The organism is Microscilla marina ATCC 23134 (assembly GCF_000169175.1).
GTDB lineage: Bacteria > Bacteroidota > Bacteroidia > Cytophagales > Microscillaceae > Microscilla > Microscilla marina.
Genome location: NZ_AAWS01000013.1, coordinates 129,885 through 146,939 on the forward strand (window position 1 = coordinate 129,885; position 17,055 = coordinate 146,939).

At 40.8% G+C, this 17,055-nt stretch carries 14 protein-coding genes; 8 read left to right on the top strand and 6 right to left on the bottom strand.

Annotated features, from left to right (window positions below; all coding sequences use genetic code 11):
* Positions 1-134: 134 nt before the first annotated feature.
* The 3 genes from phbB to M23134_RS14040 form a co-directional block, all read right to left on the bottom strand.
* Entirely contained in the window at positions 135-881 is a 747-nt protein-coding gene (gene phbB, locus M23134_RS14030; RefSeq protein ID WP_002697155.1) for an acetoacetyl-CoA reductase, read from the bottom strand.
* Positions 882-1,131: 250 nt separating this feature from the next.
* Positions 1,132-2,784, bottom strand: coding sequence for an ABC transporter substrate-binding protein (locus tag M23134_RS14035; protein WP_002697157.1), 1,653 nt, complete (start codon positions 2,782-2,784; stop codon positions 1,132-1,134).
* A 108-nt stretch (positions 2,785-2,892) separates the two neighbouring features.
* Entirely contained in the window at positions 2,893-3,852 is a 960-nt protein-coding gene (locus M23134_RS14040; RefSeq protein ID WP_045113570.1) for a CAP domain-containing protein, read from the bottom strand.
* 370 nt (positions 3,853-4,222) lie between these two features.
* Here M23134_RS14040 and M23134_RS14045 point away from each other — a divergent pair, with 370 nt between their 5' ends.
* A complete protein-coding gene (locus M23134_RS14045) occupies positions 4,223-5,170 on the top strand; it encodes an acetyl-CoA carboxylase carboxyltransferase subunit alpha (RefSeq protein WP_045113571.1) in 948 nt (315 codons plus the stop codon).
* A gap of 208 nt (positions 5,171-5,378) precedes the next feature.
* Positions 5,379-6,137: a patatin-like phospholipase family protein gene (locus M23134_RS14050; protein WP_002697167.1), complete on the top strand. Its 759-nt coding sequence runs from the start codon at positions 5,379-5,381 to the stop codon at positions 6,135-6,137.
* 146 nt (positions 6,138-6,283) lie between these two features.
* Here M23134_RS14050 and M23134_RS38105 read toward each other — a convergent pair whose 3' ends face one another.
* Positions 6,284-7,807 (bottom strand): ATP-binding protein, encoded by a 1,524-nt coding sequence (locus M23134_RS38105; RefSeq protein WP_002697169.1) that lies wholly within the window; start codon positions 7,805-7,807, stop codon positions 6,284-6,286.
* A gap of 49 nt (positions 7,808-7,856) precedes the next feature.
* Between M23134_RS38105 and M23134_RS14060 the strand changes: the two genes are divergently transcribed.
* The 3 genes from M23134_RS14060 to M23134_RS14070 all read left to right on the top strand — a co-directional run bounded on the left by M23134_RS14060 (position 7,857) and on the right by M23134_RS14070 (position 10,531).
* On the top strand, positions 7,857-8,819 hold the full coding sequence (locus M23134_RS14060; protein ID WP_157558482.1) for a hypothetical protein: 963 nt from the start codon (positions 7,857-7,859) through the stop codon (positions 8,817-8,819).
* Between the two features lie 207 nt (positions 8,820-9,026).
* A complete protein-coding gene (locus M23134_RS14065; RefSeq protein ID WP_157558483.1) occupies positions 9,027-9,350 on the top strand; it encodes a hypothetical protein in 324 nt (107 codons plus the stop codon).
* Positions 9,351-9,592: 242 nt separating this feature from the next.
* Entirely contained in the window at positions 9,593-10,531 is a 939-nt protein-coding gene (locus M23134_RS14070) for a hypothetical protein (RefSeq protein WP_045113573.1), read from the top strand.
* A gap of 263 nt (positions 10,532-10,794) precedes the next feature.
* On the opposite strand, the gene M23134_RS14075 is transcribed toward M23134_RS14070, so the two are convergent.
* Positions 10,795-11,523, bottom strand: a complete 729-nt coding sequence (locus M23134_RS14075) for a glycosyltransferase family 2 protein (RefSeq protein ID WP_002697180.1) — start codon at positions 11,521-11,523, stop codon at positions 10,795-10,797.
* A gap of 110 nt (positions 11,524-11,633) precedes the next feature.
* A complete protein-coding gene (locus M23134_RS14080) occupies positions 11,634-12,386 on the bottom strand; it encodes an ABC transporter ATP-binding protein (RefSeq protein ID WP_002697182.1) in 753 nt (250 codons plus the stop codon).
* A 380-nt stretch (positions 12,387-12,766) separates the two neighbouring features.
* Here M23134_RS14080 and M23134_RS38110 point away from each other — a divergent pair, with 380 nt between their 5' ends.
* The 3 genes from M23134_RS38110 to dnaJ all read left to right on the top strand — a co-directional run bounded on the left by M23134_RS38110 (position 12,767) and on the right by dnaJ (position 16,992).
* Entirely contained in the window at positions 12,767-14,989 is a 2,223-nt protein-coding gene (locus tag M23134_RS38110; protein WP_002697184.1) for a LysM peptidoglycan-binding domain-containing protein, read from the top strand.
* Between the two features lie 217 nt (positions 14,990-15,206).
* Positions 15,207-15,812 (top strand): nucleotide exchange factor GrpE, encoded by a 606-nt coding sequence (locus tag M23134_RS14090; RefSeq protein WP_002697186.1) that lies wholly within the window; start codon positions 15,207-15,209, stop codon positions 15,810-15,812.
* A 16-nt stretch (positions 15,813-15,828) separates the two neighbouring features.
* Entirely contained in the window at positions 15,829-16,992 is a 1,164-nt protein-coding gene (gene dnaJ / locus M23134_RS14095) for a molecular chaperone DnaJ (RefSeq protein WP_002697188.1), read from the top strand.
* Positions 16,993-17,055: the final 63 nt, after the last annotated feature.

Sequence of the window (17,055 nt, forward strand, 5' to 3'; positions counted from 1 at the left end):
GTTATAGCTCCAATATAACTAACATTGAGTACAGCAGTGCGATGATAGTTCTTTTTGAAGCAGTACACTAGCCAAGTATAACACTTGGTGGAGTAGGTGAGTTTTCTGGTTTTACTTATAATATAAATAGGTTTTTAGTATACGTGTTGCCCACCATTGATTGCATAATTGGCTCCAGTGACAAAACTTGAGTTTTCAGAGGCAAGGAATGATACCAAATGTGCCACTTCAAAAGTACCACCCAAACGCCCTACCGGAATCTGATCAATTATTTTTTGGCGTACATCTTCGCGTACAGCCATCACCATATCGGTACCAATATAACCAGGCGAGATAGTGTTTACTGTAATCCCTTTTTTGGCTACTTCCATTGCCAGTGTTTTAGTAAAGCCGTGGATACCTGCTTTTGCGGCAGAGTAATTGGCTTGTCCAAACTGTCCTCTTTGACCATTTACTGACGAAATATTGATAATCCGTCCATAGCCTTGGTTACGCATATCGGCAATTACATGGCGTGAGCAATTAAAAACACTGGTAAGGTTAGTACCAATCACAGCGTCCCATTGATCTTTTGACATTTTGTGGAAAGCAATGTCGCGGGTAATACCTGCATTGTTGATCAATATATCGATGACTCCTACTTTCTCCTTGATTTCGGTAATCATTTTTTCAACTGAATCAAAGTCACATACATCACCTAAAAACATCTCTATTTCAAAGCCTTCAGCTTTCATTTCAGCTGCCCATTTTTCTGCTTTTTCAGGGTTACGGTAGTTAGCAAGCACCCTGTAGTTGTCTGTAAAAAGCTGCTTACACATAGCAGTACCCAGACCACCAGTTGCACCAGTAACAAGCGCTATTCTTTTATTATTTGCATCCATATCAGTTTACTTTTGACTTAGGTTATCTATTTGAGAGTGATACAAATGTATTAAAGTTTTCTAATCTTTTCTTACATTGTAATAAAAAAAACTTAAAAATATTGGAATAATCGGATGCTTGTAAATATTACATTTTTTGGCGTAATAAACTAATTTAAAGCTTTTTGTGTATTAGAAAAATTATATTTAAATAAAATTAATGCAATCAGACAAATGCTTTAATAAGTACAATTAAAACTTGATAAAGTGTTTATTTTCGGTTTACACCTTCCAAAATCAAATTATTCATCGGGTTGGTTTCCAGACCTTCAATGTTATTTTGTTTAAGCCATATATTTTCGTCGTAATAGAGTACAATTACCGCAGCTTCATCCATGATCATTTGATCCATTTTGCGATAAGCACTGTGTCGGGTAGATGAGCTTTGGGCAGTACGGGCTGCTTCAAAGAGCTGGTCAAACTGAGTGCTTTGATAGTGGGTTTTGTTAGGTCCATCAGGAGCAAAGTTTTTGCTGTAAAACATTGCCAGGTAATTTTCCGGATCAGGATAGTCGCCCAACCAAGAGCCCCTGAATAACCCTGCTTTGCCAGCATCTACTTTTTGTTGGTGTTTCGAAAACTTCTGACGGTTAATCACTACATTGACTCCAATGTAGCGCCATTGTGACTGAAGGTATTCAGCCAGTTTTTTGTCGGCTAGGTGAGTATGCAAAGTAATGGTTGGCAAACCTTTACCCTCTGGGTAACCTGCTTCTTTCAACAATTTACGTGCTTTTACAATGTTATACCGATAACCCTTGGCACGAGTACTGTAAGAAATAACTTCGGGTACAATGCCATAGTGCCCCGGAATGCCCACTTGATTTCGTAGTTTATTTACCAACCCTTCACGATCGATGGCATAACTAAGTGCCAGACGTAATTTTTTGTTTGTCCAAAGTTTTTTTTCGCTGGGGTGTTCAAATGCAAACCCTATGTATTCAGTATTCATATAAGGTACCTTTTCTACAGTAAACTTCCCCAACCATTTTTCTTTTACAGTACCATCTTCATCTAGCAATAAGTCAGCACTACTTTCTATGGTTCCAGTCAAAAAATCGAGCTTACCTTGAGTAAACATTTTAAAGGCTTTTTTGCGATCTTCTATAAATGAGATACGCACCTCATCCATCAATGGAAGTTTTTTGCCATCATAGGTAAACTTCCAGTAGAGAAGGTTTTTTTTGAGCAGCAACAACTTGTTGGGTTTCCAGAGTACAAATCTAAAAGCACCAGTACCCACAGGGTTTTTACCAAACTCTTTACCGTATCTGGTAACTGCCTCATGAGGCACTACCAAAGTGTATGGCATCGCCAACAACTGGGGTAAATGATCAAAGCGTTGGTGAAGGTATACCCTAAAGCTATAGCGGCTGATTGCTCGAAAACAAGTGTCAGAAATGGATTGATTAGAGTTACGCAGCACTTTATCTTTAAATATCCAGACTCCAGGACTTTTGGTTTCCGGATTCAAGATACGTCGGTAAGTATACACAAAATCGGCTGCTACTACCTCCCGCCTTTTATGGTTAGCAAACACTTCGTGGTTGTGAAACCTGATGCCTTTTTTGATGTGAAAAGTGTATGTTTTACCGTCTTCAGTTACTTCCCATTTATTTACCAGGTCGGGGGTTACTCGGTTGCTTCTTCCAAAGCGAAACAAGCCATTGTAAAGCTGAGTAACTGCCCAGATGTTGGCTCTTTTATTGGCAAAAGCCGGGTCGAGTGAAGTGAGTCCTCCGGTTTGGTTATATCTAAAAACTTTTTTCTTGCCAACTTGGGCTATAGATACGTGTGCAAGGTGGATGAATACAATGCTGAACACAAAAGAAGTTAAGTACTTATTAAATTTTTTAAATAGCATAAGGTCTAAATTCTTAGTGAGTGGTTGTTTGTTGAAATATAAAAAAAAGTCGGTGGAAACACCGACTTTAATATATAAAATAATAAAGATATTGTTTTTAGTTTCAGGCTATTTTGCTTTAAAAATAGTGACTTCATAGTTAAAGTCTTTTGTTTCGCCACTTACTAGTTTTACCCCAGTAATGTTTACCTTGTAGGTTACATCATCGGCAGAGGTAATGTTGATATCTTCAGGAACCCATACCATTGTACGATCGCCAAATCCACCGTTGTTGAGTTGTTCCTGGGTGAGGTTTACTGCATTGCCACTGGCATCGGTCATTGTTACCTTGGCGTTAGAAAAGTCAGCCGAGGGAATAGAAAAAGACCAGCGTGGGTACACCAAATCCTGGGGCATAAAGCCTTTGGGTGGGTAGGCTACAAAGTCGGGCATATTTAAGGGTACCGGACCTATGTCACCAATTACCCACAGGGCGTTGCTACGGTCAGTGTCTCCAGTACCTACTTCTTGTAGTTTGGGGTACAGTATCCAACGACGATGCCCTACAAAATAGTTTCCTGAACCAGCATCTCTAATGTAGGCATCGATCGCCCTAGAGCCTGCCGAACCTAGTGATAAGTTAGACTTGCCACAGGCTTCACGCCCATCGGCAGTATAACACGACCAGGTAGTAGGTGGAGAGTGAGAGAGAGAGTTATTGGCTCGTGACATCAAGGCAGCTTGTTGACATTTATTACTTTTTTCGGTGTTCAATACCACGTTGCCAGGTAAACCTACCAGTTTGCGGTAAAAATTGAGGCGTTGAAGTACCTTATTTTGAGTATTGGTGGGAGTAATACCTGCATTACAGTTGCTTATATTACCACTCCAGCCGATTTCGGTAAGAATGGAGGGAACGTACTCCTCATTATAAAGTTTGAGAATAGCGTCTTTTTGTGCTGTTCCACCAGCGGTGGCAGTAGTGTCTGTTCCGGTGCTATCTGGAGACACCTCATCTATTTTGGCGCAAGATGTTTGCAAGACTATTATAGCAAATAATGCGGCCCAGGTAATACGTATATTTGACATTGATATATAAATCGTTTTCAGTTATGCAGGGATGAATGTTGAATAGGTTATAACAACGAATTGAAAACCCACTTAAGTGTAAAAATACACATTTTCATATTTCTTTTACTGAATACGTAAGTTAAGTCCCGATATTTACCAATTGAGAGCTTTTCTTTTGGTAAATGTGCCCAAAAACACCCCTATTTGACCTTCATTATAGGGCTTTTATAGCTGAGTATTGTTTTTTGAAAAGTTGTAATAATTTGATTATCAATATTTTATATTTGTGTAAGCAACAACAAAAAAGATAAACTAACTTACATTTCTTTGGGCATCACTTTTTTATCAACTATCTTTGCTCACCTTGAGGCAAACCAAAAAAGAGATTATGCTTTTAGATTTTGAAAAACCCATTGCGGAACTAGAGCAAAAGTTGGATGATATGAAACAACTTGCGGTAGAGAGTGATGCCAACGTAGCAGACGCTATCAAAGTGCTCGAACAAAATATATTAAAAGTAAAGAAGGAGACCTACACCAACCTCACCCGTTGGCAGAGGGTGCAGCTGTCTCGTCATCAAAACCGTCCTTATACTTTGGACTATATCCACGAGATGTGTGACAACTTTGTAGAGTTGCACGGTGACCGTAACATTGCTGATGATAAGGCAATGGTGGGTGGTTTTGGCGATATAAACGGACAAACTGTAATGTTTATAGGACAGCAAAAGGGACGCAATACCAAACAACGGCAATACCGAAACTTTGGAATGGCTAACCCAGAGGGGTACCGTAAAGCATTGCGTTTGATGCGGCTTGCTGAAAAATTTGATAAACCTATAGTGACCTTGATCGATACTCCAGGAGCTTTTCCTGGAATTGAAGCTGAAGAAAGAGGGCAGGCTGAGGCGATTGCGCGAAATATCAAAGAGATGTTTACTCTCAAAGTTCCTGTGATATGCATTGTGATTGGCGAGGGAGCATCGGGTGGTGCCTTGGGCATAGCAGTAGGCGACAAAGTAATGATGCTGGAAAATACCTGGTATTCAGTAATTTCTCCTGAAAACTGCTCGACTATCTTATGGCGTAGCTGGGATTATAAAGAACAAGCGGCCGAGGCATTGAAGCTTACCGCTGATGATATGAAAGGCTTCAAACTAATAGATGAGATCATTCCTGAACCTTTGGGAGGGGCACATGCCAACCCTAAATCTACTTATGAGACTGTAAAACAAGTGATTTTGAAAGAAATCAAAGCATTGCAAAAACTTTCTGCCGAAGAGTTGGTCAATCGGCGAATAGAGAAGTTTAGTGGAATGGGTGAAGTACAAGAGTAGTACGCTTTACAGCTTAAAAAATAAAAATAGTGTAAAATTTTAGGGTTTTACACTATTTTTTTTGCCAAAAATTACGTTGATTTCTTATAGTTAGTAATTGATGGTAAAGCCTTAAGTCCTTAGGTGCCGATGCATATCGGTGGTACAAGCGACAGATTGCAAGCTTGTCCCTATTGTTGCTACTAATTCTTAACTAAAAAATATTACAATGAAAATAGGCATTACTTTGTCAGGGGGAGGTTTGCGTGGAGTAGGGCATTTGGGCGTATTGCAGGCGCTGGACGAAATGGGTATCAAAATCAATCAAATCGTAGGTGTAAGCTCTGGATCTATTATGGGAGCCATGTATTCTCAGGGCTATGCTCCTAAAGAGACCCTTGAAATACTAAAATCAGCGAAACTATTACGTTTTGTCCGCCCAAAATTTAGCCGTGGTTTGCTCAACATTGAAAAAATTGAACCTTTGCTACTTAAGTATTTGCCTCATAACTCATTTGAAGCGCTAAAAATTCCTTTAACGGTGGCTGCTTCTGACATTCACCTGGGCGAGCTGGTGTATTTTACCCAAGGCAACCTTGTATTACCGTTAATGGCATCTTCTTGTATTCCGGTCATGTTTAGCCCTATTCATTACAACAACCGGGTGTTGGTAGATGGTGGTTTGGTAAATAATATGCCTGCTGAACCGATCAAAGATTGTGATTTTCGTATAGGGGTACATTGTAACCCTATAGATATCGAACAGCCCATAAAATCTACACGAAAAGTGCTGGAACGTACTATGATTATGATTGGACACAAAGGTATGCAGTCGCAGATCAGGCAATGTGACGTATTTATAGAACCTCCTGCGCTTGGCAACTATACTACCTTTGAGCTTAAGAAGGTAGACGAAATGTTTGATGCAGGGTATGCCCATACTATGGCAATGCAAGAAGAGATAATGGGGGTGTTGGCGAGTAAATAAGTAGTGGTTTTGGTTTCCAGAGGTTGGGCTATATTGGAGCTAAAAGAAACCTAATCTCTTGCTCATAGTATGCTGGTGATCACTATTTGTTGCTTGGTTACGAATAAGACAGCTCATTATTGACTCTTTGATGGCATTGGTATTTGTTAATGCACCTTGCCCAACAACTGTGGGCGCAAGTTTTTCACAGAAAACTGCTTTTGTTGCAAAGCCTCTAGCAAGTCTTCGGGGGTTACCTTCCAGTGATTGCGCTTGAGTGCCATAATACCCAAAAAATCTTTGACTGCCATAATTTGTGCTCCTGTAACGGGTTGGGAGCGCGCCTCGTTGGGCGATAGGCTGGCTTGAGCCTGAGTATGGGCGATGAAAGGCAAGTCAATACCAGGAGCAAGCTCAAAAGGTGCCAACGCCTTTTGCCACAGCTTTAGCAGGCAAGCCTTGTTGGGATAGCGAAACTGAATAGAGGTGTTGAACCGACGCATGAAAGCCTGGTCTATGTTTTGGAGGTTGTTGGTTGCTACCAGCAAAATGCCAGGGTAATCTTCCATTGCCTGAAGTAAATAGCCCACCTCTTGGTTTACGTAAGTATCTTGGGCAGTGCTGGCGTAGGCACTACGGTTAGAAAACAAGCCCTCACCCTCATCGCAAAATAAAATATGATCATAATGCCGGGCCGTGTCAAATACCTGGCGAATTTTTTTAGACGTTTCGCCCACAAACTTACTTACCATCTGGCTAATATCAATTCGCCATACTTCCCGCTCGGTTTTTTGTGCCAATAATCTGCCCAACATTGTTTTGCCCGTGCCCGATGGCCCATACAATAAACACTTATAGCCCTTGCTGTCTGTCCCAAATGATGGGTGGGCGCGTAGTTTGTAGTAGTGTGTTGTCCAGGCAAGCAACTCGTCTACTTGAGCCTGAGTACCTGGAGGTAAAACATAGTCTTCCCAGCTTTGTTGGGTGGTCAATTGTTTCGCCGGAAACTGGTGGCTCAAGGCTGGACGGTACGGCTTGCCCGAAGTAAGCAAGTGCAAGTATTCTGGAGCAACTACCAGCGTACCATTGATGGCGGGTTCGTCGGCAGATACTTTGCCCAAGGTAATAATACCTGCCTGGGCAAACGGATGACTAGGGGTAAATAGTTGGTGCTGAAGCAAGAGTTGTTGTTGATAGTCGAACCCTGCCAGTAAAAATAAAGCGGTTTTGCCGGTAGGCAAAAAATGAGGGTAGGCAAGCCCAATGTTGCCCGGTAATTGAGCAATGTTATCTTTGAGGGTTTTCACCCAATGGTCGAGTACATCGGGCAGCACATGAGGGTAGAGTGCCAGGGCAAGCACTAAACGTTCGGTTTGGTCAAAATCAAATTTGCGAATAAATTCGGCATAAGCTCCTGTGCCCTGATTCAAGTCGGGCATGGGTATAGGTTCAATGGGGGTATCGCTTTGCCCATAGCGGCGGTAGAGTTGGGCAATTTCTTCGTCGGTCAGGGGTTCTCCTACCTCTGCCAGTTTCCAGCCCTCTTCTGCGGTTATTTGGTCGGCCAACGAATTGCTTTCCAGTAATATAGCAGCATTTGCCTGCAACTGCCGCTGAAACACATTGCCCACCCAGGTAAGCTCTTGCTGCAATAGTTGATAATTCTCTTCAAAACTGGTCGAATCCTCCATTTTTTTCGTATTTTGATACAAGTTCAAATCACCCCAATATACTTACATTATGCGATCAAGACAAACAAAACTAGAAAAGGAATATGCCACTCGTTCGAGTACGAAAAATACGGAAGCTGTAGGGAGGATGATGAATGTAATGGGAAGTAAAGTACACAATGAAGAAGAGGCGACAAAGTTTGCTTTAGCCAGGCAAGACAGCAGGCATTCTGGGTTTGGGTCGGCAAACATCTTCAGTAAATTTGATAGTAAGGGTGGTTTTTATGATAGGTTTTATGATCTTGAAGGGAATTATATAACACAAGGTGGTGATGGTAAAACGGACTACATAAGAGTTGTAGGAAAAAGAGCCATAGCTAAAGCCAGGGCTCACTCACAAAAAACATATGGAACACAATGGTTTGAAGATATTGCTACTTCACCTAAACAAGCCTTAGCTTATATTTTGGGCTTTGCTACACTTATTAATAAAACAGAGCTTTCACCCCAGGCAATATCAAAAATATATACACCTATTATAGCAGCTATGCCAGAAGTTGATATAAAACTATTGCATAACGGTGAGCTGTCGGTAAGTACTGGTACAAATATTTCTAGTAAAAGTACAGACTATAAACTGAAGCCGGGAGGTTATAACGATCCATCTCCAGGTCAAGGTGTAGCAAATACAGATAGAAAAAAAGACACAGCGACCTGGCTCCCTAACAACAAGGGCTATAGAGGTGATGAAACTGGCGTAATCAAAGTGACAATTGTAACCAAGCGTGGTATTGTGAACGCAGACTTAAATACAGTATCGGGTGCTCAAAATACATTGGGAATCCATGAGTTTCTAGGCCATGGCGTGAAAGGGTTTGGGTTTAATGACAAAACAAGCTATGACCCCAATGGCACTCACTATAAGGCATATGACTTGCAAAGAAAGCACTCAACCTGGAAAAAGGTGCCAGCGTCTTTTAGAAAAGATTATTTAGAAAGAGCAAAAAAATATGAAGTTCAAAGGAAACGTTAAAATGATTTTATTTTAGGTATTCTTTTTTTGACAAGTGCTTGTTGTAGTCAGGTCAAAAAGAGACAAGTGATGATAATGATTTATCAAAGCCAAGTAGATAGTTACAAGGAAGATAGCCTGGTAGATAATACCATCCCTCCATAGGTTAATTTAGTGGGATACCTTATCAATTACTCTGATTCTACATTGCTTGTGCCCATCAATGGGTTGAAAAAAAAGGAATATAAAAGTAAAATAGTAGCAATACTTGAGGGAGAAACCCTTAACTTCTATGTTTCAAGACCTCAAAAAATCATAGCATCACACGATGCGCAAGGTATTTTCTTACAAATAAACCAAGAAGAGGTAAAGAGAAAAAAGTATGATCAACATAGATACCTCTTTTATAGAGATTATATTGTTGACTTTATCCTTTATGGTGATTTTAAATTTATTTACGACCCTGCGGATGCCAAAAAAACACATCCGATTGCAAGTGAGATTCTTGTGATACGAAAAAAAAACTCACCTATCATCTTCATTGATTCCTGATTCTCTACAAAAATATGTAGCGTAAGTTTGCCACTATCAGGGAGGAAGCATCTTGCTTTCCTACTTTTATAAAAACAAATGCATCCAGTGTACCATCAATGTTGAGTGAGCGTTGAATTGGCTTCAGTAGACACAAGTTGGGAGTGAATTAGAATATATGATAATTCTCTTCAAAACTGGTCGAATCCTCCATTTTTTTCGTATTTTGATACAAGTTCAAATCACCCCAATATACTTACATTATGCGATCAAGACAAACAAAGTTAGAAAAGGAATATGCCACTCGTTCGAGTACGAAGGACGCGAAAGCTGTGGGTAGGATGATGAATGTGATGGAGCCTGGATTGAGTTCAGTAATTGAAAATAAATACGCACCTTGGAGTAGCAAAATCGGAGTGAATTTAGATAGACAATGGTCTAAATACAATCCGCGAGTATCAGGTACAGCAAAAAAAGCAAAAGGTCCAAGGGTAGAAATAAAAGAAGATGAACAGAAAATACAAATATTAATTAGTGTTCATGCGTATGTGATTACAAAGGGGGGGAAAAAGGTAGGAGAAGAGTTGATCAAGAAAAAGCAGTTATCTGATGTAAATGAATATTTGAAAGGAGGGCAGGCATCTTTTAAGCATGGTGGGAAGGTTGTCGAGGTTCAAATCGATACAAGCTTTATGGCTGTTGATTCAATATCAGAGGCAAAAAAAATGATTAAAGCAAATAATAATGTAGGGGTTCTCTTAATTTTTAATGGGAAGTACCCTATGTATAAACCCAATAATCGTATTGTAGCAGGAGAAGAACCAAGAAAAGGGGAGGTAGAGGTTGGCAGGATAGCCCATGAACTAGGGCATAGTTTAGGCTTTAATGAAAGGTATATTGATACTGATGGGGGGGCGTTGGTAATGAAAGACTTTAAAGATGACTTAATGGGCACAGCTCGAGATGCATTAAATCAAAAATCAATAGATAACCTAATAGGAGCTGTTTTGAAGAATCGTGCCAAAACAGGTGATAACTATGTAGGGAAACCTATTGATTTCAGAGAGGACGTTATCGAGGAAAAATATAAGGCTAAGAATAAGGTGCTTTTGGTGGAGTACTATTTGGACAAAAATAAGAATAATAATAAAGAATACATATATAATATTGAATCAGGAAAGATTACACTAAAAAAACAATAGCTACTTTCTTATACAAATATGCCTTTTTTGATTGACAAAAATAACGAATTATACAATTTCATGTCAGTAGATATTGTGTCCCTGTGTGTGGCATAAAATAGGTTAAATTCCTGCTTAATTAATGGAATACTTCAGTTTGTACCCTACTATTGAGAGAGGGTATAATACTCTACTGGCGCCTGTCCTCATCCCCACTGGCTTGTGGCTGAACATCTTTTACAGTACACGCGAAAACGACAAGCATCTATCAAGACCACAACTACTTACAAATACCTAAAAATAGTCCAGAGAATTTTATAACCTGCCATAAACGTACCTTTAATGGTGCCACTTACCTTCGATACGCCAATGCGTTTTTTGTAATCTACTGGTACTTCGGTTACTTTTAGCTTATACTTGGCAGCCTTGAGTTGCATTTCTACAGTCCAGCCATAGTCCTCGTCTTTCATACCTATGGCCAGCAATTTATGAAACTTAATGGCTCTGAAAGGACCAAGATCGGTAAAACGCATGCCATAAAACAAACGAATAAGCCGGGTAGCAAGCCAGTTGCCAAAAATTTGTTGAGGCATCATAGCTCCCTTTTGTCGTTGACCCAACGCCCGCGAACCAATCACCATGTCTATGTCTTGCTCTATGATGGGTGCTAATACATCGGGCATTTGCTGAGGAAAATCAGAGTAATCACCATCGATAAAGACTACAATCTCCGGCGGCATTTTTTTTTCTCTTGCATAGGCAATGCCTTTAAGGCAAGCAGCTCCGTATCCTTGCTGGCGTTGGTTGAGTACAGTTGCTCCGGCAGCTTGAGCCATCTCAGCAGTGCGGTCGGTTGAGTTATTGTTCACCACAATTACCTCCTCTGCCAACCCTTTGGGTATATCAGCAATTACTTTGGCTATAGAGGCTTCTTCGTTATAAGCTGGTATTATTACGATAATATTCGACTTCACTTGGTCTTTCCGCTTTCTTGTTTTTTTGTTCACCTCCAAAATGTTAAAGTCAGGTAAAAAGTTCCATACAGTTTACCAGAGATTGTACTGAGAAATTAAGTTTACCTTGAGTTTTGGTCTGAAGAGAGCCTCTCTAGGACTAGAGTGTATTATAAGTGTTGGCGCAGGTCACGCAACAGCTTATTGGAAAATACAAAGTTATTGAGTTCTTCTACATCTGCTTTAGTGATTTGCTGATTGCTGCCTTCCCAAACCTTATACCCTTTATGCAAAAACATAATATATTCGCCAATCTCCATTACCGAGTTCATATCATGTGATACTATAATAGTTGTAATATTATATTCGGTGGTAATCTCATGAATAAGGTTGTCTATAGTAATGGCTGTGAGTGGGTCAAGCCCTGAATTGGGTTCATCTACAAACAAATATTTTGGTTTCATTACAATAGAGCGGGCAATGCCTACTCTTTTTTGCATGCCTCCACTTATCTCCGAGGGCATCCGCTTTGCGGCATGTTCCAGTCCTACTCTTTCCAAACAAAAATGCACCCGTTCGAGTTTGTCGCTACGCGATTCGTTGGTGAGCATGTCTAGCGGAAACATCACGTTTTCTTCTACAGTTTTGGAGTCAAACAAAGCCCCTCCTTGAAAAAGCATGCCTATTTCTCGTCGAATTTCTCGCTGAAGATCTTTGTTGCCACGGGCAAACTCCCGCCCGTTAAAGTTAACTGTGCCTTCATCGGGACGCAACAACCCTACAATACACTTAAGTAATACACTTTTTCCGGTACCACTGGCACCTATAATCATGTTGGTTTTGCCCTGCTCAAATACCCCACTAATGCCCTTCAATACGTCTTTATCGCCAAACGATTTGGTAATATTTTCTATTTCTATCATAATGAATCTTCTGAGTTAAAAACAAGTAAGTACCACCGTTTGGGTATGCCAAAACAATAGCATCATTGAGTAGATATTATTGAATCTACAACGGGTCACTACTCAAGCTTACTACACCCAATGTTGATTTTTAGCTAAAGTGTTTCATTGTATAGCCAACAAAAACTGCCTATTTTAAGTATTATTGGTAAAATCGCCTTTATTTTTTAGATTTATTCTACTTTAAGGCTTAAAATAGTGTGTTCAAATGTAATATTAACAAATGCCTAACCCAAATCACACTTAATTTTAAATTTCACCCCAAGCTATACAAATTATATAACCATCCTTCAATCAGGCGCATACGATCTATCATACAAAATTGGTTTATTTAAACAAAAATGACTAAAAATTTAACTCTAGAGGCATTTTTTAAAAAGGTGTTGGCTGCCTTTTTATTAGGAACTTATTGTAGCATTGCTCACCACATTCAGGCAACACCCATTCAGAGTTCTTTTCGCATAGGTGACATTAGAATTGAACTAAGTTATCGAGCCAGGCAACAAGTAAATAAAGAAGCGCAACAGATAAGAGCAAGCCCTTATTTTCTGAAAAAACAAGTGCCTTTGGCAAGTTTATACTTACCCTTGGTCAATCAGGAGTTGCGACCCCTGAAAATACCTGCGGCTTTTAAATACCTTGCCTTGGTCAATAATCCGCTGCAAGACAGTATTAAGTTTTGGGCAAATGCCCATGAAATGGCGCCTTTGTTGGGGCTAAGGGTGGGCGCACAACTAGACGAAAGCCTCAATGTAGTAATGACTAGCCATGCACTGGCACTTTACTTTCGTAAAAAATACCAACGTAGCCAACACTGGGTCAAGACTTTGTTGTCTTATGAAATGTCGTCTTACCAAATCCGACGTTTTTTGCGGCATCATTATTCGAGGCACAGCAAGACCTTGCGACTTGACAAAAATACCCCTATGTTTTTAGTCAATTTTTTGGCTACCTGGAGTGTCTATAGCAGTGCATTGCGCAAGAAAAAACAATATGCAGTGACGCTCATCAAGTATGACCTAGTCAATAACAAAACTTTTGATCGTATTGGCAAAGAGTTTAGTTTGCCCGCTGCTTCGGTGCAGCACTACAATGCCTGGTTTAGGGGGCGGGTAATACCCAGTGGTAGAAAATACTATGTGATTATCCCTATGCCTACCCGATCGCCTAGTGGCAACTCTCACGCTATTACCCACACCAAACGCTACACCAGAGCTTCTGTGAAGCGTTATTCACCCACATCAAGAGTAATCAAACCTCTGGCAAATCGTCAGGTAAAACACCGGGTAAGCCGGGGTGAAACGCTTTATAGTATTTCGCGGTTGTATGGGGTAAGCATAGATAAGGTAAAGCAGTGGAACGGACTACACAGTAATAAGCTCAGTGCAGGTCAACAATTGTATATGTCGGTGCCCAAGCACCTGAAAATTGCTTCACAACGTACCCAGTTGCTGGCCAATAATTACAAAAAACACCATACCAGGCAATACGCTGGGGGCACCCAAACCCACCCTCAACATCGCTTGGTGGGCAACAAACTGACGACCTACAGCGCGGTGCCTACCAACAACAATCCAGCAATATTTCACACAGTACAATCGGGCGATAATCTTTATCGAATTTCAAAAAAATACAATGTATCAGTCACTAAGTTAAGAACCCTCAACAAAATGAGGAATAACACCGTGTTTGCGGGTAAAAAACTCCTGATTCGTCCTGCTTATGCCCACGGGGTTGCCAACATGACTCATTTACCAATAAACACCAAGCCACACGGAAGGGTAGAAAGGGCAGCACCCAATTCGCCCCATGTACCTACGGTAATGTATGTAGCTGGTATAAGGTTAAAAATTACTGATTATGCCCAGCGTTTGATCCAGTCAGAAGTTAATCAGTTGAGGAGCCACCCCAGGTTTTTTCAGAAAAAACTAGAGCGTATTCAGGTATATATGCCCATCATTAAAAAAATTCTGCGTAAAGAAAACATCCCCAGTGACTTTAGGTTTTTGCCTATCTTAGAGAGTTCGCTCATTGCCAATGCAGTGTCAAGCTCAAATGCTGTAGGGTATTGGCAGTTTAAAGAGGAGTCAGCGTTGGAAGTAGGTATACAAATAGATGAAAATGTAGACGAGCGTTTAAACATAGTAACAGCTACCAATGGAGCCACACGTTATTTGAACCGAAACCACTTGTTTTTCAAAAATTGGATGTACACGCTTTTGTCTTATAACCTAGGCTTTGCGGGCACCCAAGAGTACCTTGAAGACTTGTATGTAAACTATAGCCCAACCAAAGTAAAAACGATGACAATTGATGGAAATACGCACTGGTATATCAGGCGTTTTCTTGCTCATAAGTTAGTGTTTGAGCAGCCACTCAGCCGTTATATTGCCACACCTACTCGACTTAAACATTTTACTTTACGCAACCGAAGCACTTTGCAACAGATTGCCCGTACAAAAAGGGTAGACCTTGCTTTGTTGCGTAAGTATAACCAGTGGCTCAAAACCTGGAAAACACCCAATGACAAAACATACACAGTGATTTTGCCCCTAAAAAACTAGCTCACTTTGGGGACTAGCACCGATATTCATCGGTATCTAAGGACTTGCGGCTTATCGCTTATACCACCGATATGCATCGGCATCTAAGGACTTGTGGCTGTAGGATAGGGTGAATATAAAGGAGGTGGAATGACTGCCAACTTGTCATAAATAAGGTTTTGGCAAAAAAATTGACTTTTATGCAACCGACTTAAAACGAATTAAACTGAGTGTTGTTATGACCCACAATTCAGAATCAGAGAAAGAACCTGCCACTACCAACCAAAATGGTGAAAACTTGACAGAGCAGGAAGCACAGGCAAATGCCACAGAAGAAACAAGTGCTGACGCAAGCGAAACTAATACCGAAGCGAGTGCCCAACCTCAAGAAGATACACACGCAAAACTTGAGGCTGAAGTACAAGAAGCTAAAGATAAATATGTACGCTTGTATGCCGATTTTGAAAACTTCCGCCGACGTACTGCCAAAGAAAAAATTGAGCAAATAAAATTGGCGAATGAAGGTTTATTGAAAGACTTGTTGCCTATTCTTGATGACTTCGAACGTGCGCTCAAAGCATTTGAAGAAGCAGAAGACAAAGAGGCAATCAAAGAAGGGGTGAAGCTAATTCAGGATAAATTTGGCAAGACCTTGTTAAATAAAGGCTTAAAACCTATGGAGTCGACTATTGGGAAGGTGTTTGATGTAGAAGAACATGAGTCTATTGCACAAGTGCCCGCGCCAAGCGACGACCAAAAAGGTAAAGTGATTGATGAAATTGAGCGAGGCTATTACTTGCATGACAAAGTAGTAAGATTTGCAAAAGTAGTAGTGGGAAGCTAACAAAAACAACAAAAAGATGTCTAAACGGGACTATTACGAAGTACTGGGCGTAAGCAGGGGAGCTTCTAAAGATGAGCTTAAAAAGGCTTATCGCAAGCTGGCAATCAAATATCACCCTGATAAAAACCCAGGAGATTCTACAGCCGAAGAAAAGTTTAAAGAAGCCGCAGAAGCGTATGATGTGCTCAACAACGATGAAAAACGTCAGCGTTATGATCGTTTTGGACATGAGGGCTTGTCTGGCGGATTTGGCGGAGGCGGAGGAATGAATATGGACGACATCTTCTCTCAATTTAGCGATATTTTTGGAGGAGGTGGCGGTGGCGGCAGCCCATTTGACAGCTTCTTTGGCGGAGGTGGAAGAGGCAGAGGAGGAGCACGTGCTCGCCGGGGTTCTAACCTTCGTATTAAGCTTAAACTTACTCTGGAAGAAATTTCTGAGGGTGTAGATAAAAAAATAAAAGTAAAAAGATATACCAATTGTGAGACCTGTGGGGGAAATGGTGCCAAAAATGGTTCATCATTAGACAACTGCGGTACTTGTAATGGCTCTGGCCAGGTGCGCAAGGTAGTGAACACTATGCTAGGGCAAATGGTGTCTAGCAGTACTTGCCCTACCTGTAATGGAGAAGGAAAAACCATTAACGAAAAATGTGGGGCTTGTAGTGGTGAAGGTCGCCAGCTCGAAGAAGAAGTAATACCAGTGAGCATTCCTCCTGGAGTGACTGAGGGCATGCAATTGTCTATGTCGAGCAAAGGAAACGTTCCCCCTCGTGGTGGCGTGCCGGGCGATTTATTGATTGTGGTGGAAGAAGCCCCTCACGAGCACCTGACCCGACGTGGTACTGATGTAATTTACGATTTACAACTAAGCTTTGTAGATGTGTCGCTGGGTATATCAGTAGAGGTTCCCACGATTAACGGCAAAGCTAAGATCAAAGTAGAACCTGGTACCCAAAGTGGTAAAATACTGCGCTTGCGCGGAAAAGGTATCAAAGACATTGAAGGGTATGGCAGGGGAGATCAGTTGATTCATATCAATGTATGGACTCCACAAGCCCTGACTAAGCAGGAGCGAGAACTTTTAGAGAAGTTGCGTGATGCTAAAAACTTTACGCCTAACCCTAAGAAAAGTGACAAAAACTTTTTTGAAAGAATGAAAGAGTTTTTTCAGGGGTAAAGGTGAAACAAATGTATACATACAAAAGCCTGGAGTTAATACAACTTCAGGCTTTGTTGTTTT